Source organism: Pseudomonas sp. 43mfcvi1.1, from assembly GCF_900115935.1.
Classification (GTDB): domain Bacteria; phylum Pseudomonadota; class Gammaproteobacteria; order Pseudomonadales; family Pseudomonadaceae; genus Aquipseudomonas; species Aquipseudomonas bijieensis.
The window spans coordinates 128,168-152,698 of record NZ_UETT01000012.1; the positions used below are offsets into that span (position 1 = coordinate 128,168).

Here is a 24,531-nt window from a genome sequence, read left to right on the forward strand (position 1 = left end):
TTACTTGGAAGTGTCGGCCAGCTTCACGCCCCACAGGCGCGGTTTGGCAACGGGCCAGGAGCGATAACCTTCAACGCGCTTGCCCATCGCGCCGATGGCGGTACCGTTGTAGATGACCACCATCGGTACATCCTTGAGCATCAAGGTGTGGAGCTTGTCGAACAGCGGCTGGCGCTTGGCGGGGTCAACCTCACGCTGGGCCTCGCGCAATATCGCCAAGGCTTCGGGGTTGTCCCAGACCTTGCGCGGCTCCTTCTGCTTGTCGCCGATCACTGATTCGAAGCTCTGCGCCGCATCGAAACGCCCCGAATAGGAGAAGGACATCATCTGGTAGCTGCCGGTCTGATAGCGCTCCAGCTGCGTGCCCCACTCCAGGGTTTCCATCTCGATATTCAGCCCCGCCGCCTGAGTCATGGCCTGGCTGAGCAAACCCATGTCGAACATCTGCGGGTAGCGCTTGTTGACCAGCATGCGGATTTTTTCGCCGCCGTAACCGGCCTCTTTCAACAGGCGCCGGGCCTCGTCGAGGTTGTAGGTGTAGCCCTGGCGCGCGGTGTCGTCGTAATACGGGCTGGCGGTGGGGATGACCGAGTTGTTGACCACCGACAAGCCATCGGACAAGGCCGCCACCATCTGTGCGTAATCCAGGGACAACGCCACCGCGCGACGAATGCGCACGTCCTTGAGCAACGGGTCACGGGTCTGGAACAGCAAGCCGCTGATGGTCATGATCGGGCTGACCTGGATCTGCAGATTCTTGTCCTGCTTGAGTTGTGCGGCGTCCATTGCCGTCACGTCCGGCAGCAGGTCGACGCCACCCGAGAGCAGCGCGGCCTTGGCCGAGGCCGAATCGGGGATCACTTGGAAACGCACCTTGTCGACAAACGCCTGCTTGTTGCCGGTGTACCCGTCCGCCTCGGCCTCGGCACGCGGCGTGTATTCCTTGAAGCGATCCAGTTCGACGTACTGGCCCTTCTGCCATTTGCCCAGGGTGAACGGCCCGGTGCCAATCGGTGCACGCCAACTGCCATCGGCGGCCAGGGAGTCCGGGTGCAGGATGCCGCTGCCGGCACAATCCGGGCGAGCCATCGCCGCGAGAAACAAGCCGTTGGCCTGGTCCAGCGTGAACACCACGGTTTTCGGGTCAGGGGTAGCGACATCGACAATCCTGGCTGCGCCACGCCCGTCGAACTCCGCCAGGCAACGCCACTGGGTCTTGGGGTCCAGGTAGCGCTGCCAAGTCCATTGCACATCCTTGGCCGTCAACCGCTGGCCATTCTGGAAGTGCACGCCGTCTCGCAGGCTGAAGGTGTAGCGCAAGCCGTCCGGCGAGACAGCGACTGCACTGGCCAGCATCGGCGCGATGCTGGTGTCTTCGCGATACGCCACCAGCCCTTCGACGATGTGCATCATCACCGCATCGGTATTGTCGTCGCGGTTGACGCCCGGGTCGGTGCTGCGGATATCACCATTGAGACCAACGCTGATGACCTTGTCTTGCGCGACGGCCATGGAAAAGGTGCACGCCGACATCGCGACGGCCAGTGCCGTCTTTACGTAACTATTCACGGGAGAAAGACTCCTTGAAGAAATTTTCCGGTCAGTGGCGGGAGCCAAGGCAGGACCGGCATCAGAATGAGTGAATCCTTGATTATTGTTGTACGGCCTGTTCTGAGTGCATCTACCAGCGGTGTATCAGCCAAGGCTGCGCTTGCGGCGCAACACCTTGGCGAAAAAGTCCTGGGCAGCGGGCATCACCTTGATGCCCTGGTGCGCGACGTTGGGCAACAGGTCGAAGTGCACTTGCACGCCGGCGGCTTCGAAACTCGCCTTCAAGCTGGCCAGGCGCTCCGGGCGCGTGCGTCCGGCAGCGTTGGCACCGGCCATGTAGTGTTTGCCCCCTTCGCGGTGGGTGATTTCCCAGGTTTCGAGGTCTGAATCGCCGACCACCATGTGCACCGGCAGTTGCTGCAAGGCTTGCAGGTTCAACGGTTTGCCGAAGCGCGTCGCAAAGTCCCGCACACCGACCCACCAGTCCTGCTCGAAATCCAGCAAGGTCACCGAGCCCGGCGCACCGATGGACGCCGCCCAGAGTTTCTCGGGGTGCAGGTAGCAGAACCGGTGGGTGAATTGCCCGCCGCCGGAATAGCCGAACAGCGCAAAGGTATCGAAGCGACGACCGTAGCGCTTGCCGACGCTGGCGATCATGTCGAGCAATACTTGGTCGTAACGGATATCGCCCTCGACCAGTTGCTTGTAGCCATCGCCGTTGCTGTCACCCAGCACGCCGACCGGGAACAGTGGCGAGAGGATCACACAATCGTTCCAGCGGCCAAACTCCGCGAAGCCATTGCGATAAATCTCCATCGCACGGGTCGAGCCGTGCAGCGACACCACCAGATCCACTGGCCGGGAGCTGTCTTCAATGGTTTCGGGCACATAGAGGGTGTAGGCAAAACGGCTGTCCTCGTGGTGCGAGTACACCGTGGTAGCGCCGAGGTGATACACGTTTTTGGCCGCACGCAAGGCCGTGTCGATGGGGTTGGTATCTGGATTGCTCATCTGGAAAGTTCGCCGAGTCAGTTCGGACTTGAGTATTGGCCGGGCGCTATAAAAAGAAAAACTAATTAAACTTTATCCAGAACAAACAAAACCTTTACGATCAAGCTCTACCCATGGCTGCGAGTTGACCCATGAGCAACATTCGTTTTTTCAAGACGTTTATCGCCGTCGCCGAGTACGGCAGCTTTGCCGCCGCTGCCGACCGCGTGGCACTGACCAACGCCGCCGTCGGCCAACAAATGCGCGCACTCGAAGAGGAAATGCGCCGGCCGCTGTTCGACCGCAGCCAGCGGCAAATCAAGCTGAGCCGCGATGGTGTGTTATTGCTGCCCAAGGCCAAGCGTCTGCTGGCGGACTACGAGCAAATGATCGCCGAAGCCCCCGACGGTGAAGCCATGGAGGGCGAAGTGTCGATTGGCGGCATTACCTCTGGCATGGGCCTGCTTGCCAATTGCCTGGTACAACTGAAAAAGCTGCACCCCAGGATATCGGTCAACCTGATGACTGCCCGTTCCGACGAAGTGGTCAACCTGGTACAGGCCACCAAACTCGACGCCGCGCTGCTGATCGAGACTGCGCGGCAAAACTTCGATGGCATGAGTTGGACCCTGCTCTACAACGAACCGATCGTCATGCTCGCCAATGCCACCCAGACCGCCGGCATCGACGACGCAGTGGAGTTGCTGAGAACCCAGCCGTTTATTCGCTACGACAGGTCCACGGCAGTGGGTCGCAAGGTGCAGTCGATCATCAAGAGTGAATCGGTCGAACCGCTGGAGATCCTGGAACTGAACTCGATCATCGGAATCGCCGACCTGGTGCGCCAGCAAGTCGGAGTGGCGATTGTGCCGTTGCTGAAAAACTTCGACTGGCACAAAGACCCAAGCCTGCGCGTGCTGCCGTTGCCGGGCGACCTGGCGGTACGCCGGGTGGGGATACTGGAACAAGGCACCAAAAGTGCGATTACAGGGGAAATTCGCAAGTTGCTCATGTCGGCGGTGGCAACGTAATCCTTCCCTTGGCGCGGCTCATGGACGTCTGTCATCGGGAAAGGCCGTGAACTGCGCCCCTGGCGGCCGCTCTTTGGCAGAGTATGGCGTGCGAGATTACCAGTGTAAGAGGCAGCCGCTGATCAGCGCAGCCCGGGCGCGGATACCTGCACACGGACGCGCCACTCGGAGAAACGCAGGCTGACGAAGGCAAGCAGCAGAAACATCAAAATGCCCGACCTCCCAGTGAGGTCGGGCGCAGGGCTCAGGCAACGGGGATGGGATTGTCGATGATCGACTGGTTGAACTGCTCCACCAGGGCGTACTCGTTCGGCCCGACGTTGGCGCGCAGCGCGGCGATGCCATCGACGATCACCTCGTCGGTCGCCGTCTCCAGCTTGGCCAGGGTCTCGGCGATGAAGGCATCCAGCGGCATGGCACGCGGGTCGCCACTCTTGTGGACCAGATCGGTGTCGACCCATGGCGGTGCGATTTCCAGCACCTTGACGCTGGTGTCGCGCAACATGAAGCGCTGCGACAGGCTGTAGGAGTGAATGGCCGCCTTGGTCGCCGAGTACAGCGCGGTGACGGCAATCGGAATGAACGCCAGCACCGAGCTGTTGTTGATGATGGTGGCATCCGGCTGACGCTTGAGGTGCTCGACGAAGGCCGCGCTGACGCGCACCGGGCCGAGCAGGTTGGTGGCCAGCAGACCCACCGCCTGCTCGTCGTCGAGATCACCCGAGGCGGCGTTATCGAACGGCATGATGCCGGCGTTGTTGATCACCACGTTGAGGTCGGGGTGACGCTCGATCACCTGCTGCGCCACCTGCTTGATCTGCTGCGGATTGTTGATGTCCAGCACCACGGTGTCGATACCGGGATTGGCCCGAGCGATCTCGTCCAGCAGGGCCTGGCGGCGGCCGGCGATGATCACCTTGTTGCCACGTTGATGGAAGGCTTCGGCCAGGCCGCGACCAATACCCGAAGTGCCGCCAGTGATGAAGATGGTATTGCCGTTGAGTTTCATGCTGTCTCTCCTTATGAGGGGTCGATCAACGCTCGGCGCTGTAGCGCGGCGCGGGTTGGTTGCTGGAAAGCTTGCTGAACATGGCCTTGCGCGCTGACTCGTAGACCTGCCACTGGCTGACGTCATGCAACGAGGGAATGGAGATCAATTCGCCGCGATCGAAGTCGATCAGCGCGGCGTCGACCAGGGCGCTGGCCGGCATCACAATGGCGGGGTCGAGGTGCTCCAGCGGCAGGCCGCCGTTGTCCCAGAACTCGGTGGCGGTCGCCCCTGGCAACACCGCCTGGATGCGCACGCCCTTGTCGGCCAGCTCGTGATGCAGCGATTGGCTGAAGGCGGTGACGAAGGCCTTGCTGCCGCCGTACACGCCGTTGAGCAACTCTGGGGCGATGCTGACGATGGAGGAAATGTTGATGATGGCGCCGTTGCCACGCTCGACAAACCCGGTGACGGCGGCATAGCTCAGACGCATCAGTGCAGTCACGTTGAGGCCGATCATCCGCGTCATCAGGCCGACGTCGCTGTCGAGCAGCGGCGTGTGGGTGCCGATGCCGGCGTTGTTGACCAGCAGGGTGATGCTCGCGTCTTCCTTGAGCTTGGCCTCGACACTGGCCAGGCTCTGGGCATCGCCCAGGTCGGCCTGCAGCACCTCGACCACGCGCTGGGTGTCATCGGTGATGCGGCGAGCCAGGTCATTCAGGCGTTCGCGGTTACGGGCGACCAGAACCAGATCGTAACCACGCTGGGCCAGGCGCTCGGCGTAAAGGGCGCCGATGCCCGACGATGCACCAGTGACCAGTGCGGTGCCTTTGGATGCGTTGCTCATGTTGTGTCTCCAGGTGGGGTGGGCTTGGGACACATCATGGCGAGGATTGGAAAAGACCTAAATGACGTATACAGTCATGTTTCAGGACACGACCAACATGAGATCCGACCATGCACAGAATCGGCTACCTGCTCTCCGACGACTTCCAGGTGCTGTCGCTGGCCACCCAGACCGTCTTCGAGTACGCCAACATCGTGGCCGAGGCGCCCTTCTATTCCATAGAGTTCTTCTCCGTCGCCAGCGGTATCGTGCGCTCGTCCCTGGGCCTGGGTATCGAAACCCGCGCTCTGAACACCCCTGGCCTGGCGGACACCTGGATGATTGTCGGGGTCAACAAGCCCTTGGAAACGCCGCCGAGTGAGGCAGCCCTGGCATTCGTACACCAGGCCGGGCAGCAGGCGCGCCGCGTCGCCGGTATCTGCACTGGAGGCTTCGTGCTGGCCCAGGCCGGCCTGCTCGATGGGCGTCGCGCGACTACTCACTGGGCTTATGGCGCGGCACTGCGTCGTCTGTATCCACAGATCAGCGTCGAGGATGACCGCATCTTCATAATCGATGGCAACGTCTGGACGTCCGCCGGCATGACTGCCGGCCTGGATCTGGCCCTCGGGATGGTGGAGAAGGACCTGGGCCCGGAAGTGGCACGTTCGGTGGCGCATAAGCTGGTCATGCACCAGCGTCGTTCGGGCGGGCAATCGCAGCACTCGGAGATGCTCACCCTCGCTCCGAAATCCGACCGTATCCAGAACGCGCTGAACTACGCCCGGCAGAACCTGCACAAGCCACTCAGCGTTGAGGATCTGGCCGAGGCCGTGCACCTTAGCCCGCGGCAGTTCACTCGCGTGTTCACGACGGAAACCGGGCAATCTCCGGCCAAGGCCATCGAGCGTCTGCGCCTGGAGGCCGCGCGGGTGATGATCGAACAGAGCCGTCATTCACTGGACGTGGTCGCCAAGGAAACCGGCTTTCGTGATCGACGCCATATGCGCGAAGTGTTCATTCGCGGCTTTGGCGTTCCTCCCCAGGCGATACGACGAGATGTTCGCGGAGTGAACATTTGATCTGTCCAAGCCAGACTTCACGCTTCTTTCAGTTGCATCCACTCACTCGACAGCTTCCAACCTTGCGGCGAAATTTCAGCTCACGACTTAGGCCGCCACGGCGCAAGAACGCCTTCGAAAAGTGAAAAGGCTCCATGCAGGAAACTGTTGAAGCGAGCGGCATCACGCCGCAGTCCTGCCTGTTGGCCACCAATCAGACACAGATGGGCCACCTGACCAATCACTTCTGCCTGGCCTGGCATAGGGACCAAACGGCGGCATGTCCGTATCGCGAAGTCCAGTCGTCTTGTGTCAACACGCTGCTGAAACTCGCCTACCAACGGATCGTGCAACGACCAGGCGCGGATGGAAACTTCCCGCCCTGGTTGTTTCTCCGCGGCAATACTCAAGTAGCGTTGCAAGGTTTCGCCCGCGCTACGCCCCTGCGCCGCATAAGCGAGCATGCGCTCGGTGTAGTCTTCTTCCCAAGCGGCCAGCAAGGTGCGGACAAAGTCTTCGCGATTGCGGAAATGGTGATAGAACGATCCGCGGGTCACATTCAATCGGCGCGAGAGACTCTCGGCCGAAACACCGATATGCCCTATTTGGTCGAGAGCCTCAAAACCTGCCGCGATCCAATGGTGACGCGTTAGTTTTCTCACCCGTTATTTCGCTCCAGATCTGGCGCCATACAGACTGTGTATGGTGCGCAACCGATTGATACGCTGCAAACACCAGCAAAGATGGTCGTTGCGTTTTGCACGCCAGCACTTTTCATGGAGTTCGCCTTGAAGAAAATCGTTCTGGTTGCTTTCGACCAATTCACCGATATCGACCTATTCCTGATGTGGGACATTCTAGGCCGCAACACGCAGGACTGGCACGTCCGAATATTGGGTTCTAGCGCTATCGTGCGATCGGCGCACGGCCTGCCTGTTTCGGTGCACGGTCCGCTTTGCGAAGCCAATAGTGCCGACGCGGTATTGTTCGTCAGCGGCAAGGAAGGGATACCCGCTGCACTTGCCGCGCCGGATTTCCTGCCGTCATTTGAACTTGACCCCAGGCGCCAGCGAATCGGCTCCATATGCGCCGGAGCTTTCATTCTCGAACGGCTTGGGCTGCTCAACGGCCAGGCAACCACACACCCGGATGCGCGATCGAGCTTGCAGGCTCTGGGGCTTGAGCCCATGGACCAGCCGCTTGTATGCCAAGGTAACGTGGCAACCGCTGGCGGATGCCTTTCGGCACTCTATCTGGTGGGATGGTTGGTTGAGTCCTGGTTCGGTGTCGACAAGCGCCGTGCGACGTTGCTCCCTGTTCTACCCGCCGGGCAGCAAGCGCTCTATGATGCCTTGATCGGGCTCAGTCTCCGACAAGGAGAAGTTGGCACCTCAACAACATCCAGTTAATCCATGCTCGCTCAGCGAGGCCCTGGGCCTCAAGGCGTGGACATCGATAAACCACCGCAAAGGAACGCGACATGGCATGTCGTCCAATCAGTAGTTGGAACTCAGGAGAGATCACCGATGCCCCGGGAATTTGAGCTCATCATGTCTGTGCCAGTCCCCTCGAGGTCCGGCATCACCCACCTTTACAAGTCGCTGAACCTGGCGGACGCTTTTGCAATTCGGCTCCCTGCGGGCACTTCCAGCGATCCAGTTCTACTAGCTCGATTCATCCTTTCCCACCAGCCAGCCTGGATCGGATGGCTCATGAAAGTCCGAGACACTATCGTTGCCTGTTTTGGTCTCAAGACAGCCAGACATTTGGCAACACTGGCTAATCGGATTGAAATCTTCAAGGTCTACAGCACGAACCAGACTGAAATCGTGTTGGGAGAGGACGACAAGCACCTCGACTTCCGGATATCGATCCTCTGTTCTGCAGAGGCAGAGCCAGAAGGCAGTCGCCAACTCGTTTTTTCCACCGTGGTCCACTGCCACAACCGTCTAGGCCGGGCCTACATCTTCGTTATTGCGCCCTTTCACCGCTTGGTTGTTAAAGCCAGCCTCCTGCGTGCAGCACGCATCGGTTGGCCTCTGGCTACCTGCCCCTAAGGCTCAGAGCGCTGTGTGCGCCTGAGGGCTAACCGTTCAATCGAAAGGCTGTCTGGCAAGCCTGGCCACGTCTCTCAGGTCAAAGCCTGATTAGATCCGGGCAGGCCCCGCAAAGTGCGGAGACTGTCCGAAAGACTCGATCAGCAGGTCCGTGAGCATTCGTATCTTGCGCGTGGGATGCTGGCTTGGCGGACGGACGACATATGCACCTGCCGGGGGTGGTGGATACCGAGTCATGATCGGTACAAGCGCCCCCGAAGTCACATGTTCGTAGGTCAGGCAATCTGGCAGGTACGCGAGCCCGAGTCCTGCTGTTGCGGCAGCCACGAGCGCTATGCCGTTGTCAGCCTTGAAGCGTCCCTGCGGGCGAACCGCGATGATCTTGTCGCCATCCATGAACTGCCACGCTTCGGTGCCCTGCAGGAGAGCCTCATGGATAGCGAGCTGCTCCGGTGACTCTGGTACCCCATGCGCTTTTATGTAGCCCGGGCTCGCAACGAGCTTCGTGTAAATCGGGCCGATACGCCTTGCGATCAAATTAGAGTCCGGAAGATAGCCGACTCGTATCGCACAATCGAACCCCTCGGCAATGAGATCAACGAAGCGATCGCTGTAACAGGTCTGGATATGAAGCTCGGGGTGGCGTCGTGCCATTTCCGCGAGCATGGGAGCGAAATGCGTAGGGCCAAAAGAGAGCGGCGCCGCAACTCGTAAGCGGCCACGAAGGACTCCCGCCGGCAGGATCGTTTCTCTGGCGGCATCAATCTCGGCGCGGACCCTGGCTGCATAGTCTCGGAATGTGGCCCCGGCTTCAGTGAGCGCTGCCCCACGGGTGGATCGTGCAAGCAACTGGATGCCAAGTTCCGCTTCAAGCCGGGCGAGCCTGCGGCTGACGATCGACTTGGAGACTCCGAGCCTGAGCGCCGCCGGCGAAACACCCCCAGCATCAGCGACTTCTACGAAAGTTTGCAGCTCTTCGATATCCAAATCAGCGTTCCCCTTTGAGCGACACAGCTAGCCTCGGAATGCTACTACTGCGTCGAAAATGGGAACAGCATAATCCCCCCTTCCTGACAGCGTCGCCGTTGGCGCACGTTTCCCGGAAAACCCAATCTACTAACAACATCAGTGGACGTGTCGTCACGGTCGCGCCTGTCCATCCGAACATGCGCTGGCCCTCCGACACGCGTGCATCACTGAGAAAAGGACCTACAGATGACAAGCGAGACTATACGCAACCCCCATACCGACCAGCTCTTATCGCCTGAAAATTCGGCGCTGATCATCATCGATTATCAGCCGATCCAGGTCTCCTCGATTCGCTCGATGTCCCGCGACGAACTCGTCTTCAACATCACGAGCGTTGCCAAGGCGGCCGTCAACTACAACCTGCCTATCATTCATTCGACCGTTAACGTCGCTACCGGCCGTAACAAGCCGCCGATTCGAGAACTGCAGGACGTGCTCGGCCATCTACCGACTTATGACCGCACCTCTATCAACAGCTGGGAGGACACCGAGTTCAAACAGGCGGTCAAGGCAATCGGCCGTCGGAAGCTCATCATGACCGCGCTCTGGACCGAGGCCTGCCTGACGTTCCCTGTACTGGACGCGATCCAGGAAGGCTATGAAGTGTATGTGCCGGTCGATGCGGTCGGAGGCACGTCACCCGCCGCACATGAGGCAGCCCTTCGCCGAATCGAGCAAGCGGGCGCGAAACTCATCAGCCGTGTGCAGATGTACTGCGAGCTCCAGCGCGACTGGTCGCGTGAGTCGACTATCCCCGGTTTCATGGGCGTATTCGAAAGTGCCGACGGTTTTAATGCCGAAAAGGCCGGTCAGGAAAAGACTGGGGACGTCTCTGACAGTTGATGCGTGAAGTAGGTGGGGCCCGCTAATGCAGGCGCCACCTTCACTGCCTGAGCGTCCTGAAATCAGCAACGATTTTAACGGCGCCGAGCGCACCATCATCACGGAAAAAGTCCTGGGCGATTAACCCTGTCCCCTCACAAAACCCTCAAAGCAGCCCATGCGTGCCAGAATCTCCTCACTGGATCGTCTTGGAGACCACCATGCTTCGCACGTTTGAAAAATGGCTCGACCCCTTCCCGCCCGACGAAGTACCGCCACCGCCTGAAGGCTTGTCGCGATTTCTCTGGGCCTGCACGCGCGGCGCCCGCGGTTATATTCTCGCGCTTGCGCTACTGAGTGCCGGTGTGTCGATTTACGAAGCCTGGCTGTTTTCTTTCCTCGGGCAGGTCGTGGACCTGCTGTCGACCTGGCAGGCCGGCGGCGATGCGGCGATACAGGAAAGTCGCGTGCTGTGGGGCATCGGCATCGTATTGCTGACCAGTATCGGGCTGGTCGCGTTGCGCACGATGGTGCAGCACCAGATATTGGCGATCAACCTACCGTTGCGGCTGCGCTGGGATTTCCATCGGTTGATGCTGCGACAAAGCCTTTCGTTCTTCTCCGATGAGTTCTCCGGCCGCGTCACCACCAAGGTGATGCAGACGGCGCTGTCGGTGCGCGAGGTGCTGTTCACCCTCATCGAGATCGCACCGGGGATCGGCGTTTACTTCATCGCGATCATCGCCCTGGCTGGCGGCTTCGACCTGAAGCTGATGCTACCTTTCATTGCCTGGGTCGCGTTGTTCGGCCTGGCCATGCGCTACTTCGTGCCCCGCCTGGGACAAGTCGGGCAGGAACAGGCCAATGCGCGGTCATCGATGACCGGTCGCATCTCCGATGCCTATACCAACATCACCACAGTGAAGCTGTTCTCGCACTCAAAACGCGAAGCCCACTTCGCCCGCGCGGCAATGGAGGATTTCAAGCAGACCGGCTTGCGCCAGATGCGCCTGGTCAGCCAATTCGAAATCGTCAACCAGGCACTGGTGGTCGCGTTGATCATGGGTGCGGGCGGCTATGCCCTATGGCTGTGGCACCAGGGCGAAGTCGGCGCGGGTGCCGTGGCGGCGATTACCGCGATGGCGTTGCGCATCAATGGCATGTCGCACTGGATCATGTGGCAAATGACCTCGCTGTTCGAGAACATCGGCACCGTGCAGGATGGCATGGCCACTTTGACCCGCGGCCCCAAGGTGCAGGACGCGCCGGATGCGAAAGTGCTGGTGACCACTGGCGGAGCGGTGACCTTCGACAACGTGAGCTTCAACTACAACGGCGAACGCCAGGTGCTCGATGGGCTGAGCCTGAGCATCCGCGCGGGGGAAAAAATTGGCTTGGTGGGTCGCTCCGGCGCCGGAAAATCCACGCTCATCAACCTGCTGTTGCGCTTCTACGATGTGGACAGCGGAGAGATTCGCATCGACGGGCAAAACATCGCGCACGTCACGCAAGACAGTCTGCGCAGCGCCATCGGCATGGTCACTCAGGATACGTCCCTGCTGCACCGCTCCATTCGCGACAACATCGCCTATGGTCGCCCCGATGCAACCGACGAGCAGATCCGTAGCGCCGCCATCAACGCCCAGGCCGATGGCTTCATCAGCCAACTGAGCGATAAGCATGGCCATTGCGGCTACGACACCCTGGTCGGCGAGCGTGGTATCAAGCTTTCGGGCGGCCAGCGTCAACGCGTCGCAATTGCCCGGGTGATGCTCAAAAACGCCCCGATCCTGCTGCTGGACGAGGCCACTAGCGCGCTGGACTCGGAAGTCGAAGTGGCCATCCAGGAAAGCCTCGATGACATGATGCAGGGCAAGACCGTGATTGCCATCGCCCATCGCCTGTCCACGATTGCGGCCATGGACAGGCTCATCGTCATGGATGACGGGCGCATCATAGAACAAGGCACCCACACGGAACTGCTCGGGAAAAACGGTACCTATGCGCGGTTGTGGCATCACCAGAGCGGCGGATTTCTGGGCGAGGATCAAGGGGTGGTTGAGGCAGTGGAATAGGCATGGGCGGTTTGGGCGATCATTGACCGCCCGAAGCAGCCCTTGATGTCCGTTTTTCGTCGCCCTATGTTATTGGCATTCATGGAGGATTCTGACTGATGGCACGTGTGGGTTTGATACTGACACCCGGTTTTGCGGACTGGGAATATGCTTTCATCGCAGGGACTGCCTCTCCTTTTTACGGGATCGACACCAGGTTTTTCACTTCTGCCACAGGGCAATTCCGCTCGCAGGGTGGATTGGCCGTAACGGTCGATAGCAGTTTGCAACAATGCCTGGGCTGGAAGCCGGACGTTGTCGTCGTCATTGGAGGAATGGGCTGGGAACGTGCAGAAGCGCCCGATATTCGAGACTTTCTTCATGCCAGTCGCTCAAACGGCGCGACGATTGCCGGTATCTGCGGGGGAACGCTGGCGCTTGCGAGGGCCGGCTTGCTCGACACGGTTGCTCATACCTCGAACAGCGCAGAGTTCTTGCAACACAATGCCGCAGGTTATGCAGGGCAGGCGCTTTATCGAAGCAGCCCGGTAGCCGTGGTCGCAGACCGCATCATAACGGCTCCAGGCCCCGCACCCGTTAGCTTCACCTGCGCAGTGTTCGAAAGCGCCGGGTTATCTGCAGAAGTCACTTCTCAATTCAGGTCAATGTTGGCAGCGGAACATGGGTGACTGCTTCGTCCTGAGAGGGTTTTGAGTGGCCGTTCATGGCAGATTTCTGACGGCCACGACCGACAGGAAACGCTTGATTTCTCCGGCTCTTCCTTGACCGTGCAGGTTGGAAACTCACCGTCTGGGAAAGTTTTTCAACCCCGCCCGTAAAATATCGCCCCAGCGCCGCACCAGATAATTGTGCTCATCCATCACCGAGTTCCACACGGCGATATGGCCCATGCGCTGCTCATAGGAACCACCATCGCGCACGTCACCAATGTCAATCAGCGGCAAACCATCACTGCCCAGTAACTCCTCCCGCGCCGGTTGACCGGCGTACCAGTAATCCCACTCGGCACTGCTCAGATGGTCGCGGCTGCGCGCCGGGTTGCCGATGTAGTAACCCTGGCGCGCCATCACCGCGCCGGGCCAGCCGGACAACCACCAGTTGAGGTATGCATAGGCCGCGTCCAATACCGGGCCCTGGGCGTGGCGCGACAATGACAAACCGCCGAACCAGGCGCGGTAACCCTCGCGAGGCACCGCCAGACGGTATTTCACCCCGGCGCGATGCAGGCGCATCAACGTCGGCGACCACAGGCTCTGGATATCGATGTTCGGGCTGAGCATCAATTGCGCGGCCTCCTCGTCATCGGACCAGAACGCCGCGAAGTGACCTTCCTTCTGTTTGCGCACCAGGATATCGGCCAGCACATCGATCTCTTCGATGCTCATATTGCCGATGTCCTTGAAGCGCGCCAGTCCCGCGCCCTGCACCGCCAGCGCGGCATCCAGGGCGCCGATGGCAGCGTCGCTCTGCAGTGCGGTGCGCGCGCGCCAGGCCGGGTCCAGCAGCCAGCCCCAGCTTTCGTTGTCGGGGCGAAAACCCTCGGGCAAGCGCTCGGGGCGGTAGGCGAAACTGTCGGCGTTATGGGTCAGGGGTAGCATGCTGATGCGCTCGGTGACCGTGCTGCCGAGGCTGCCATCGTGCTGCACGAACAAACGCTCGCTAGGCACGCTGCCACTGCCCAACCGATCATTCGCGGACAGGCGACCGCGCTTGGGCAGGTCGTTGATCTCATGCCACAACGCAATGCGCCGCGTGTCGATGGGCTGGATCGCCCGGGCCGGCCATACGAAGTCGACGTTATGGAACCATTGATCGTACAGGTCATAGCTGTCGGGCTGCATCACCGCGATGCGCTGGGCCTGCTCGACATCGTGCACCTGGTACACCAAGTGAATGCCCAATTCCTGTTCGGCACGAACACGCAGGCATTCGAGCAAGGTCACTGAAGTGCCGAGGACGCGGAGTGTGATCATGCGGCGAACCGCTGAGAGAACACGGCAAAGGAGCGCCGCAGCAGCGCGGGGTCGAGACCACGCAGGATGAACACCAGGCGCGATTGCCGATCCGTGCCCGGCCAGGCAGGCAAGTGCACGGGGGCATGCAGGCAATGCTGCACACCATGAATGACGATCGGGGCGTTACTGCTGTTCACGTTGAGCAGTCCTTTGACACGTAGAATTCGTTCGCCGTGGCATCTTAACAGCATCGACAACCAAACCCCGAAGCCGACCCAATCCAACGGCTGGTCGAAAGTCAGGCTGCACACTTGCGCGGCGCCGTGGGTGGCGCTGGTACTGCGATGCAGTTGCCAGCGACTGACTTCCACTGTCGGTTCGGCGCTGCGCAAACCTTCACCCAGCAACAGTTGATCGCCGCTATGGACGTCACAGGTATTGAGGACCGGCGTACCGGCATTGAGCGCTTGCAGGTGCGCGTGCAGTGGGGCGCAGTCCTCCACCAGGTCGGTCTTGCTCAACAGCAAGCGGTCCGCGGCGGCGACCTGGGCCAGCCATTCCGGATGCAGGCGTTCTTGCAGAGTGGCGTGGCTGGCATCCACCAGGGTAATCACCAGGCCGATATGGAAACGCCCGCGCAGTTGCGCGTCGTTGTTCAAGGTGGCGAGGATCGGAGCCGGGTCGGCCAGGCCGGTGGTCTCCAGGATCACCCGTTTGAACGCCGGGATTTCGCCGCGCTCACGGCGTTGCAACAGGTCGAGCAATGCGTCCTTGAGTTCGCCACGAATCGAGCAACAGACACAGCCGCTGGGCAGCAGCACGGTATCCGGGGCGACTTCTTCCACCAGCAGATGGTCGATGCCGACATCGCCGAACTCGTTGATCAGCAAAGCCGTATCGCCGAGGCTTTCGCCTTGCAGCAGGCGCTTGAGCAAGGTGGTTTTGCCGCTGCCGAGAAAGCCGGTGATGACATTGAGAGCGATGCTCATACGGCTGACTCCAAGTGATCCAACAGATGCGGGTCCAAGGGATCCAACGGGCGGCCGAGCATGATTTCGGCCGCTCGCCAGAGCTGATCCAGGCCACTCGCCAGCGCTTGCTTACCGGTCGCGCCGAGCAGCAGGTAAGAGGCGCCCTGAAAGTCTTCGACCTTGAGCCGGAACACCGCCAGTACCTGATTGATCGCAGCGATGCGGCGCAGGCGTTCGCGGCGCCTGGGCAGCTCATCGCCCAGGGGATCGCTCCAGTGCAGATCCTCGCCGAGCAAACCGCAGAGTCCACACATGGCTACACCTCACTCATGGCATGACATCGCCGGAATTCGGGCCGAGGGTCTGGCCAACGAACAGGTTGCCACCCGGCTCGCTGGCCAGCAGCACGGCGGTAGGCGCCACTTCATCCGCCAGGCCGAACCGGCCGAGGGGTAACTCGGCGGCCTTGGCGCGTTTCCAGTCGGCGCTGATCCCGGCGACCAATGGCGTTTCAATCGGCCCCGGAGCGATGGCATTGACCAGTACGTTGTCCTTGGCGACTTCCAGCGCCAAGGACTTGGTGAAACCGATGACCCCGGCCTTGGCCGCGGCGTAATGGGTAAGCTCGGCGCCGCCCTTGATGCCCAGTTGCGAGGCCACGTTGATGATCCGCCCCCAACGCTGGGCGAGCATATGCGGCAAGGCGCGCTGGCTGGCGACGAATACGCTGGTAAGGTCGACGCGCAGCATGTCGTTCCACATCTCGATCGTGAGGTCGACGCAACGTGCCTGGGTGAGCATGCCAGCGTTATTGACCAAAACGTCGATGCCGCCGAAGTGCTCGACGCAACGGTCGACACCGGCCTGGGCGCCTTCGACGGTGCCTACATCGGCGAGGCACTCCACCACTTCGGCGCCGAGGTTGCGGCAGGTGATCGCGGTTTCGGTGAGGCTGACGGCATTGCGGTCGGCCAGCACCAGGCGCGCGCCTTCAGCCGCATAGGCACGGGCAATGGCAGCGCCGATACCGCTGCCGGCGCCGGTGATGACGGCGCGGCGGTTGGTAAGTTGAGGCATGTAGAATCTCCTGAAGCAAACACAGGTCCCAGGTGGGAGCGGGCTTGCTCGCGAATGCGGTCTGTCAGTCACACCTGATTTATCTGAAACACCGCATTCGCGAGCAAGCCCGCTCCCACATTTGAATTGAGTACAGTCAGTCGGGCCAGCGTACGGTCAGGCCACCGTCGATGACGATGCTCTGCCCGGTCAGGTAACTCGACGCATCACTGGTCAGGAACTGCACCAATGAAGCCACTTCATCTGGCCGCCCTACCCGCCCCAACGGGATCGCCCTCGCAGCCTTCGCCAGGCCTTCCGGCCCGAGAGAGTTCTTCGCATCCAGTGACTGTGGCGTCTCGATCAACCCTGGGATCACCGCATTGCAACGAATGCCCTTTGCTGCCAACTCCACCGCCAGCGAACGACACAAGCCCGGCACGCCGGCCTTGGCCGCTGCGTAATGGCTGTGTTCTTGCCAGCCATACACGCCGCCGGCAATCGACGAAATCGCCACCAACGCACCGCCCTCGCCCATATGCCGAGTCGCCGCGCGAAAGGTGCGCATCACTCCCGTCAGGTCGACGTTGAGCATCTCGTCCCACAGCGCATCGCTCATTTCCAGCAACGGTGCACGGCGCAGCAAACCAGCGTTCGCCACGGCGTAATCCAGGCGGCCGAAGCGCTGCACGGCGTGTTCGGCCAGTGCATCCACCGAGGCGGTATCGCCCACGTCCAGCGGCAACATCAGGCACTCTCCACCGGCTTCTTCCACCAAGGTCACCGTGGTCTGCGGGTCATGGGGATCGGCCGGGTAATACCCGCCGACGACCGCCACACCATTGCGCGCATAGACCACAGCGAGGGCTTGGCCGATGCCGCTGGCGGCACCGGTAATCAAGGCAACTTTACGGCTCATCTAGAAATCCTCACTGAACGGTTTCCGGACGCACGTGGCGTGCGGCGAACATCAGCGCACCGGACAAGAAGCACGGCACAGCACCGAACCACAGTGCGGCGGTCTGCCAGTCACTGCCGGCGGACAACACCTGGGTGGCGCCAAACCCTGCGACCACCGCGCCAATCGGGCCCATGGCATGGATGATCGCGCCACCGGTGGCGCGGATGCTGGTAGGGAAACTTTCACTGATAAAAAACAACGCCGCCGAATATGGCCCGATCAGGAAGAACAGGCCCAGGCTGTACAGCCCGACCACCATCGCCATGTTGCTCGGGCCGAACAGCATCCCGGCAAACGACAGGCCGCCAAGCATCCAGCCCAGGCCAATCACGTTGCGGCGGCCAATCTTGTCGCCCATCCAGCCGTGGCTGAGGTAACCGCAGTAACCCACCAGGTTCGACAGCACCAGGATGATCAGCGAGTTCTCGAAGGAGATGTGGTGCACGCTGACGATCACTGAAGTACCGAGCACGCTGAACACCTGGATCGCCGCCCAGTTGAGCAACAACGCGGCGCCGATCACCAAGGTGGCGCGACGGGCCGGACCACGGAACGCGGCTTTGAGGCCGGCCTTGCTGTGTTCGTCGTAGTCCACGCCGTAAGTCACGGCGACGTTTTGCGCTTCTTTCACCGCGCCGTTTTTACGCAACTCAGTGATACGCTGATGGATCTGAAACTGCGGGCTCTCCTTGAGCTTGCGCGCCAGGATCGCAATCACCACCGCCGGAATCGCGGCGAAGATGAAGCAGCCCTGCCAGCCGATGATCGGCAGCAGCAGCGCGGTCAAACCCGCCGCGATCAACGCACCGACTGGCCAGCCGCCCTGCACCAGGCTGTAGATAAAGCCGCGACGTTTGGTCAGCCGCGGGTCTTGCGAGGCGCCATACAACTCGGTCAAGTAGGTGGCGTTGACGGTTTCTTCGGCATAGCCCAGGCCGCCCAACGAACGGATCAGAATCAGCGGCGACTTGCCCCACGCCCCGCCAATCGCGGTGAGCGCCGAGCACAGGGCGGAACCGGCCACCGTGAAGATAATCCCTTTGCGCCGCCCCAGCTTGTCGACGATCGGGCCGATGGCCAACGCAACGACGGCGGTACCCACCGCCACCCAGGTCGCGATTTCGGCCTGCTCCACTTCACTCCAGCCAAAGTGCCGGCCGATCTCGGGTAGCAAGGTACCGAACAGGATGAAGTCATACACCGCAAACACCCAGGCGAAGAAGGCGATCCAGGTGGCGAAGCGGACTTCCTGGGACGTCAGTTGCCGGGGTTTCCAGCCAGTCAGGTCAAGCTTGTTGTAGATAGACATGAATCGCGCCTCGGAAGGTGGGAGGGAATCAGGTACGCGGCTGGCGGCGGATAAAGTCGTCGGCGATTTCGTCGAAAGTGACGAAACGCACACCGGCATGGCTCTGGATGTGTTCGATCAGACGCTCAAGCATCAGCAGCACCTGGGGCCGGCCGGATACATCGGGGTGGATGGTCATGGTGAACACCGCGTATTCATGCTCGCGGTAGACCCAGTCGAATTGGTCGAGCCACATTTCCTCGAGGTGGCGCGGGTTGACGAAACCGTGACTGTTGGGGGCCTTTTTGATGAACATCATCGGCGGCAAATCGTCGAGGTACCAGTTGGCCGGGATCTCCACCAAGTCGGTTTCTTCGCCACGCACCAGGGGTTTCATCCAGGTGTCGGGATGTTGGCTGTAGTCAATCTTGGTCCAGCTGTCGCCCTTGCGCACGTAGTAGGGGTGGAAGTCGTTGTGCATCAGGCTGTGGTCATACTTGATGCCTTTTTTCAGCAGCAATTCGTTGGTGACCTTGCTGAACTCCCACCACGGGGCGACGTAGCCGGTGGGACGTTTGCCGGTGACCTGGGTGATCAGCTCGATGGATTTATCGAGGACGATTTCTTCCTGCTCGGCGGTCATGGCGATGGGGTTTTCATGGCTGTAGCCGTGCACGCCGATTTCATGGCCGGCGTCGGCCACCGCCTTCATCTGCTCGGGAAAGGTTTCCATCGAGTGGCCGGGGATAAACCAGGTGGTACGCAAGCCGTAACGCTCGAACAATTTGAGCAAACGCGGGGCGCCGATTTCGCCAGCGAACAGGCCACGGGAAATATCGTCAGGCGAATCCTCCCCACCATATGAGCCCAGCCAGCCTGCCACGGCGTCTACGTCGACGCCGAAGGCGCACAGAATTTCTTTAGCCATCATTGTTCTCCTGCGGTTTTATCAATCAGTCGTGGGATTTCTCAGGGCTGGCGCAACGCGGCTTCCACTGCCAGCGCCGCGCGCAACAATCGAAAGTCTTCGCCGGCAGGCGCGCTAATCAACATGCCGGTGGGCAAACCGAGCGCATCGCAGCCACTCGGCAGGGACACGCCCGGCAGATCCAGCAAGCTACCGGGCATGGTCAGGCGCAACGTCGCGAGATTGGTGCGCACGAACAGTTCGTCGTCGGCCTCCAATGGCGCCAGGGGTGGCGCGACATGGGATACGCTTGGCGTAATCAAAAACGCCCCATCCAGCTCATCGGCGATTTGTTGCTGCAGCCGGTCGCGTGCGCTGTAGAGGTTGACCAACTGGCTGGCGGGGAATGTACGTGCGCTTTCCAGACGGCGCCGCACGCGCGGGTCGAGTCGGGCGGCCGCCTCGCTGTCGAGCAGCGGCTGATGCAGCGCGAAAGCTTCAGGGGCGCCAAGCCAGCCTTGTTGCTCGATGAGATGGAGCGTCGCTTGGAAGGCTGGCGAAGGCCGCAGGTCAATCTGCGCACCGTGAGTTTTCAACACGCTCAAGCAGTTCAGCAGGTTGTCACGTACCGCAGGTTCTACGCGTGGATCATCAAGGACCGACGGGTCGACCCAAAAACGCTGCCCTGCCAGACCGCGAGGGATGAGTGAGGTCGACTTCGTACGCCCGCACAGGATGTCGTCGATAGCCAAGGCATCGCGCACGCTGCGCGTCAAAGGCCCCACGCTGTCGAGGGTATGCGCGAGTGGGAAGACACCTTCACGGCTATAGCGCCTGCAACTGCTGCGAAACCCCACCACCCCATTGAAGGCCGCTGGAATTCGGATAGACCCAGCGGTATCCGTGCCCATCGCAATCGGCACGATTCCCGCCGCGACCGCGACCGCTGAGCCTGAGGACGAGCCACCCGGAATGCGTGGCTGGTCGAATCCGACAGGATTGTGCGGCGTTCCAAAATGGGGATTGAGTCCAAGGCCCGAGTAAGCAAACTCGCTAAGGTTAGTTTTCCCGACACTGACCATTCCGGCTCGTGCCAGCAGACCTACGACATTGGCGTCGAGCAGCGCTGGCGTAATGTCGCGGCGCACGGCTGCGCCTGCGGTAGTTGGACTGCCTGCGACGTCGAACATGTCCTTCCAAGCAATGGGAACGCCATCCAGGGCGCTTGCCGGTTGTCCGGCCTTCCAGCGCGCAGCTGATGAATGGGCTTCGCGAAAGGCACGCGCCGAACAAAGAGAGATGAACACGTCATCGACTTCCGCCACCCTGGCCAGCATTTCTTCCAACGCCTTGACCGGGTCGCTGCTACCCGAGGCGAATGCATCCGCCATGGCCAATGCATCGGCTTCAAGCGGTAATTGAGGACTGGCGTAGGACATCTGATCCACCAAAAACGTATTCATTATTAAAATGTACGTTTTATACAGCAGATAGCGTGCCAAACTGAGTGCTTAAGGAACGCCAAGGCGAAAGCAATCCGCGTCTAGCCTACGGACTAGACGCCTTTCCAGACGGGTAGATATTCCATTTTTCGGAGCCTTTTATGCGGGACCAGCCAGCAACACAAATAATGTACTAATTAAAAAATATCCGTTTTGGTGCAGAACAGTAACAGCGGCCCCAGGAACGCGCACAAAGGACGTGGTCCACGGTGACAACCGACTTGTGCGAGAATCTTCCCCCGCCTTTCGAGAAGCGTATGAGATCGATGACCGCCGAGGATTACCGCACTGCATCCCGCTACGCCATGATCCGCCAGGTCCTGCACAACGCCATCGTTGATGGAGAGGTGGCCCAAGGACTTGTCCTGCTCGAAGCGCCTCTGGCCGACCTGTTCGGAACCAGCCGCGTACCGGTGCGCAAAGCATTGGACCTGTTGCATAAGGAAGGCTTGATCAGTCGATTCGATGGTCGTGGTTATCTGGTCAACCCAAAGGGGGTTGAAGTGGAGCCACTGCGGCTGGCCGTAACCCACAAGCAACTCGGTCTTGATAGCAGCGAAGAACTGGTCGATACCCGGCCGTTGGGCGAGCGGATGTTCGACGAGATTGGTTCGGCCTTATCGACCTGTATTGCTTTCGGGCACTATCGACTCGACGAGCAAATGGCCGCCGAGCATTACGGCGTCAGTCGGGCGGTGATACGCGAGGCATTGATGCGTCTGCGTGACCGCGGCCTGGTGGAAAAGGAACCCTACTCCCAATGGCTGGCCGGCCCGCTCACCGCCAGGGAGATCACCGAAGACTACGAGCTGCGCGCGTGCCTTGAACCTGAGGCGTTACGCCAGAGCGCACCCGGGCTCAGCCGGGGATCCCTTGAAGCCATGCTGTCGCGGGTTAAAGAGGCACAGAGCAACCCACGCTGCAGTCTGGCATGCATCGAGCAACTTGAAGAAGACCTGCATTACCACTGCCTCGCCGGAATAAACAATCGCAAGATCGCTACGCTGATCCGGCAGGCCCAGAGCCCCAGGATCATCAGTCGGATTTTTTACAGTCAGTTGGGCCTCGGCCCCGACGAAGCCATGCTGGCCGAACACCGTTTGATTTTAGAGTTGCTATTGCATGGCGCATTCGACGCAGCAGCGCTGAACCTCAAGGAACACCTCCACCGCGCCCGCCAACGCATGTTGCAACGGTTGAAAGTTCTGTCAGTGCTACCTGAGCAGCAAGTACCGGAGTATCTGACCAAGCTGAGCTGAAAATCGTCTACCAGTCAGTCCGTACACGTTTCAGGCTCATCATCAAGGCACTCGATACATGCATCCAGCAATTCATGGAGCGCCGCAACGCGATGCACGCCGAGTCGCTCATTAAGTGCCAATTGCGCCTCTTTCCAGGCGCGCCGCCCTTCGGCTTGCTTTTCCAGTCCCGCTTCGGTCACTTGGACAAGGCGGCTGCGCGCGTCGCCACCCGCCCCGACCGTCAGCCAGCCTTGAGCGACCAGTGGCTGCATATTCCGTGTCAACGTCGAAGCCTCCATTTGCATTCGCCTGGCCAGGTCGCTCGGGCGAATGGGACCCAGTCGAACGACGTGGGACAACAATGCGTACTGCGTGTTTTTTAATCCGGACTCGGCGATATAGCGATCGTAGTGACGCGTCACCATGCGATTGAGCTGGCGAATCTTCAGATTGGTGCAACCCTGTGGCTTGGTCATATTTTTCATGGTATAGATTGTATCTACAAGTATTGCATATACAAGTATCTGGAATGATAAAGGAGTCCGTGATGGAGGCTGACCAGGTCGTTGCGCGGTGGGACGAAGAGGAAAAAGCGATTCGTGCCCGTTGGAACACCTCCCACGCCGCAACGCACAAACAGATCACCAGCCTGACAGGCATGGAGTTGTTCGAGGCAATTTTTGCCGGGGAACTACCGCCCGCCCCCATCGGCGACACGCTCGATTTCCTGCCCATTCACATGGAACCAGGCATAGCGATCTTCCAGGGTCGACCGCAACGAAGGCACTACAACCCGCTGGGAACCGTACACGGCGGTTGGTTTTCCACGTTGCTCGACTCGGCGGTAGGTTGCGCCGTGCATTCGACCTTACCCGCAGGCAAGGGCTTCACTACGCTGGAGCTGAAAGTCAACATGGTCCGCGCCTTGACCGACGCGGTACCGCTAGTACGCGCCGAGGGAAAGTTGATCCATGCAGGAAGCCGGATTGCCACGGCCGAAGGCCGAATCGTTGGCCCCGACGGCAAGCTGTACGCGCACGCCACCACGACATGCTTGATCTTCGATTTCCCTGCACCTTCCCCGAGGCGTCCACATGAGCAAGCCTGACATTGTTCTCTGCGCTCCGGTCCGACAATGGAGAAAGTCATGAAATACACATCCTTTGGCAAGACCGGCCTGCGGGTTTCGCAGGTAGCGCTCGGTACGGGCAACTTTGGCACGGGTTGGGGCCATGGCGCCGACCCCGATACCAGCAAAGCGATGTTCAACGCCTATGCCGAGGCTGGGGGCAACTTCATCGATACAGCGGATGTCTACCAGTTCGGACAATCGGAGGAACAGATCGGCATCCTGCTGGAGGGGCGGCGCGAAGATTTCGTCATTGCGACGAAGTACAGCAACGGGGCGCAGCCGAATGCCAATAGGCTGGTCACCGGCAACAGTCGCAAGGCCATGGTCGCCTCCGTGGAAGCGAGCCTGAAGCGACTCAAGACAGATCGGATTGACATCTACTGGGTGCATCATCCCGATGGCCTCACGCCAGCCGAGGAAATCGTCCGTGGCTTCGAGGACTTGGCGCGCGCGGGCAAGATCCTCTATGCAGGCCTTTCGAACTTCTCCGCCTGGCGGCTCGCCCGTACAGTGACTCTGGCCGAACTGACTCGTACCGTTCCCATCGCGGCTGCGCAGTTCGAGCACAGCCTGGTTCATCGCGAGTCCGAAGCCGACCTGTTCCCGGCATCGCACGCGCTGGGCCTTGGTATCGTCACTTGGTCGCCGCTGGGCGGCGGCATGCTGACGGGCAAGTACCGCCAAGGGGAGAAAGGTCGCGCCGAAGGTTTGGGCGGCCGGGTGTTCCAGCCGGAGAATTCGGCGCAGCGTACGCAAATCCTCGACACCGTCATTGCCATCGCGGGCGAGATCGGCGCCAGCGCGGGTCAGGTCGCCATTGCCTGGGCAGGCACCCACGGGGCAGTGCCGATCATCGGGCCACGCTCAATGACCCAACTCACCGACAACCTCGGCGCGCTGTCGCTTGAGCTTTCACCCGAGCACATCAGCCGCCTCGATACAGCAAGCGTCCTGACACCCTCGGCGCCAGCGCGGGCGGTAACTCCCTGGGGCGAGAGCACGGATCGGATCGTGGCATAGCGCCATGGGGGCATTGGCCCGCAGTTTCTTGGACAACGGCCAACTCGACACCCAAACCTTGAAAGCCC

At 60.6% G+C, this 24,531-nt stretch carries 25 protein-coding genes; 10 read left to right on the top strand and 15 right to left on the bottom strand.

Annotated features, from left to right (window positions below; translation table 11 throughout):
- Together DTP52_RS22070 and DTP52_RS22075 are read right to left on the bottom strand one after the other, a co-directional pair.
- The gene (locus DTP52_RS22070; RefSeq protein WP_109755235.1) at window positions 1-1,569 is read right to left on the bottom strand and encodes an ABC transporter substrate-binding protein; all 1,569 of its coding nucleotides are present in this window, start codon (window positions 1,567-1,569) and stop codon (window positions 1-3) included.
- 126 nt (window positions 1,570-1,695) lie between these two features.
- Window positions 1,696-2,562, bottom strand: a complete 867-nt coding sequence (locus tag DTP52_RS22075) for a hydrolase (protein ID WP_109755236.1) — start codon at window positions 2,560-2,562, stop codon at window positions 1,696-1,698.
- Between the two features lie 131 nt (window positions 2,563-2,693).
- Between DTP52_RS22075 and DTP52_RS22080 the strand changes: the two genes are divergently transcribed.
- On the top strand, window positions 2,694-3,572 hold the full coding sequence (locus DTP52_RS22080) for a LysR family transcriptional regulator (protein ID WP_109755237.1): 879 nt from the start codon (window positions 2,694-2,696) through the stop codon (window positions 3,570-3,572).
- Between the two features lie 244 nt (window positions 3,573-3,816).
- Here the strand turns inward: DTP52_RS22080 and DTP52_RS22085 are convergent, their stop codons facing one another.
- A complete protein-coding gene (locus DTP52_RS22085; protein WP_109755238.1) occupies window positions 3,817-4,581 on the bottom strand; it encodes an SDR family oxidoreductase in 765 nt (254 codons plus the stop codon).
- A 25-nt stretch (window positions 4,582-4,606) separates the two neighbouring features.
- The gene (locus DTP52_RS22090; protein ID WP_109755239.1) at window positions 4,607-5,407 is read right to left on the bottom strand and encodes an SDR family oxidoreductase; all 801 of its coding nucleotides are present in this window, start codon (window positions 5,405-5,407) and stop codon (window positions 4,607-4,609) included.
- A gap of 110 nt (window positions 5,408-5,517) precedes the next feature.
- Between DTP52_RS22090 and DTP52_RS22095 the strand changes: the two genes are divergently transcribed.
- Complete coding sequence (locus DTP52_RS22095) at window positions 5,518-6,468, top strand: GlxA family transcriptional regulator (RefSeq protein WP_109755240.1); 951 nt, start codon at window positions 5,518-5,520, stop codon at window positions 6,466-6,468.
- A gap of 80 nt (window positions 6,469-6,548) precedes the next feature.
- Here DTP52_RS22095 and DTP52_RS22100 read toward each other — a convergent pair whose 3' ends face one another.
- Window positions 6,549-7,109, bottom strand: a complete 561-nt coding sequence (locus tag DTP52_RS22100) for a TetR/AcrR family transcriptional regulator (RefSeq protein WP_109755241.1) — start codon at window positions 7,107-7,109, stop codon at window positions 6,549-6,551.
- Window positions 7,110-7,190: 81 nt separating this feature from the next.
- On the opposite strand from DTP52_RS22100, the gene DTP52_RS22105 reads away from it, so the two are divergent.
- Complete coding sequence (locus DTP52_RS22105; protein ID WP_256594274.1) at window positions 7,191-7,856, top strand: DJ-1/PfpI family protein; 666 nt, start codon at window positions 7,191-7,193, stop codon at window positions 7,854-7,856.
- Window positions 7,857-7,973: 117 nt separating this feature from the next.
- Window positions 7,974-8,504, top strand: coding sequence for a DUF2867 domain-containing protein (locus DTP52_RS22110; protein ID WP_109755242.1), 531 nt, complete (start codon window positions 7,974-7,976; stop codon window positions 8,502-8,504).
- Window positions 8,505-8,594: 90 nt separating this feature from the next.
- On the opposite strand, the gene DTP52_RS22115 is transcribed toward DTP52_RS22110, so the two are convergent.
- Window positions 8,595-9,491, bottom strand: a complete 897-nt coding sequence (locus tag DTP52_RS22115) for a LysR family transcriptional regulator (RefSeq protein WP_109755243.1) — start codon at window positions 9,489-9,491, stop codon at window positions 8,595-8,597.
- A gap of 228 nt (window positions 9,492-9,719) precedes the next feature.
- On the opposite strand from DTP52_RS22115, the gene DTP52_RS22120 reads away from it, so the two are divergent.
- The 3 genes from DTP52_RS22120 to DTP52_RS22130 all read left to right on the top strand — a co-directional run bounded on the left by DTP52_RS22120 (window position 9,720) and on the right by DTP52_RS22130 (window position 13,098).
- A complete protein-coding gene (locus tag DTP52_RS22120; RefSeq protein ID WP_109755244.1) occupies window positions 9,720-10,376 on the top strand; it encodes a hydrolase in 657 nt (218 codons plus the stop codon).
- 200 nt (window positions 10,377-10,576) lie between these two features.
- Complete coding sequence (locus tag DTP52_RS22125; RefSeq protein ID WP_109755245.1) at window positions 10,577-12,430, top strand: ABC transporter ATP-binding protein; 1,854 nt, start codon at window positions 10,577-10,579, stop codon at window positions 12,428-12,430.
- Window positions 12,431-12,528: 98 nt separating this feature from the next.
- On the top strand, window positions 12,529-13,098 hold the full coding sequence (locus tag DTP52_RS22130) for a DJ-1/PfpI family protein (protein ID WP_109755246.1): 570 nt from the start codon (window positions 12,529-12,531) through the stop codon (window positions 13,096-13,098).
- Between the two features lie 114 nt (window positions 13,099-13,212).
- On the opposite strand, the gene DTP52_RS22135 is transcribed toward DTP52_RS22130, so the two are convergent.
- The 8 genes from DTP52_RS22135 to DTP52_RS22170 form a co-directional block, all read right to left on the bottom strand.
- A complete protein-coding gene (locus DTP52_RS22135) occupies window positions 13,213-14,403 on the bottom strand; it encodes a PotD/PotF family extracellular solute-binding protein (RefSeq protein WP_109755247.1) in 1,191 nt (396 codons plus the stop codon).
- On the bottom strand, window positions 14,400-15,374 hold the full coding sequence (locus tag DTP52_RS22140; protein ID WP_109755248.1) for a GTP-binding protein: 975 nt from the start codon (window positions 15,372-15,374) through the stop codon (window positions 14,400-14,402). Before DTP52_RS22140 ends, DTP52_RS22135 begins: the two co-directional genes overlap by 4 nt.
- Window positions 15,371-15,670 (bottom strand): hypothetical protein, encoded by a 300-nt coding sequence (locus DTP52_RS22145; RefSeq protein WP_109755249.1) that lies wholly within the window; start codon window positions 15,668-15,670, stop codon window positions 15,371-15,373. Before DTP52_RS22145 ends, DTP52_RS22140 begins: the two co-directional genes overlap by 4 nt.
- A gap of 13 nt (window positions 15,671-15,683) precedes the next feature.
- Window positions 15,684-16,433: an SDR family NAD(P)-dependent oxidoreductase gene (locus DTP52_RS22150; protein WP_109755250.1), complete on the bottom strand. Its 750-nt coding sequence runs from the start codon at window positions 16,431-16,433 to the stop codon at window positions 15,684-15,686.
- 136 nt (window positions 16,434-16,569) lie between these two features.
- The gene (locus DTP52_RS22155; RefSeq protein ID WP_109755251.1) at window positions 16,570-17,331 is read right to left on the bottom strand and encodes an SDR family NAD(P)-dependent oxidoreductase; all 762 of its coding nucleotides are present in this window, start codon (window positions 17,329-17,331) and stop codon (window positions 16,570-16,572) included.
- Window positions 17,332-17,341: 10 nt separating this feature from the next.
- A complete protein-coding gene (locus DTP52_RS22160; protein WP_109755252.1) occupies window positions 17,342-18,682 on the bottom strand; it encodes an MFS transporter in 1,341 nt (446 codons plus the stop codon).
- 28 nt (window positions 18,683-18,710) lie between these two features.
- Entirely contained in the window at window positions 18,711-19,589 is an 879-nt protein-coding gene (locus tag DTP52_RS22165; protein ID WP_109755253.1) for a polysaccharide deacetylase, read from the bottom strand.
- Window positions 19,590-19,630: 41 nt separating this feature from the next.
- Entirely contained in the window at window positions 19,631-21,007 is a 1,377-nt protein-coding gene (locus DTP52_RS22170; RefSeq protein ID WP_109755305.1) for an amidase, read from the bottom strand.
- Window positions 21,008-21,336: 329 nt separating this feature from the next.
- Between DTP52_RS22170 and DTP52_RS22175 the strand changes: the two genes are divergently transcribed.
- Window positions 21,337-22,329 (top strand): GntR family transcriptional regulator, encoded by a 993-nt coding sequence (locus DTP52_RS22175; RefSeq protein ID WP_371925620.1) that lies wholly within the window; start codon window positions 21,337-21,339, stop codon window positions 22,327-22,329.
- A 14-nt stretch (window positions 22,330-22,343) separates the two neighbouring features.
- Here DTP52_RS22175 and DTP52_RS22180 read toward each other — a convergent pair whose 3' ends face one another.
- A complete protein-coding gene (locus tag DTP52_RS22180; protein WP_109755255.1) occupies window positions 22,344-22,796 on the bottom strand; it encodes a MarR family winged helix-turn-helix transcriptional regulator in 453 nt (150 codons plus the stop codon).
- Between the two features lie 62 nt (window positions 22,797-22,858).
- Here DTP52_RS22180 and DTP52_RS22185 point away from each other — a divergent pair, with 62 nt between their 5' ends.
- Together DTP52_RS22185 and DTP52_RS22190 are read left to right on the top strand one after the other, a co-directional pair.
- On the top strand, window positions 22,859-23,419 hold the full coding sequence (locus DTP52_RS22185) for a PaaI family thioesterase (protein ID WP_109755256.1): 561 nt from the start codon (window positions 22,859-22,861) through the stop codon (window positions 23,417-23,419).
- 39 nt (window positions 23,420-23,458) lie between these two features.
- Window positions 23,459-24,463, top strand: a complete 1,005-nt coding sequence (locus tag DTP52_RS22190) for an aldo/keto reductase (protein ID WP_109755257.1) — start codon at window positions 23,459-23,461, stop codon at window positions 24,461-24,463.
- Window positions 24,464-24,531: the final 68 nt, after the last annotated feature.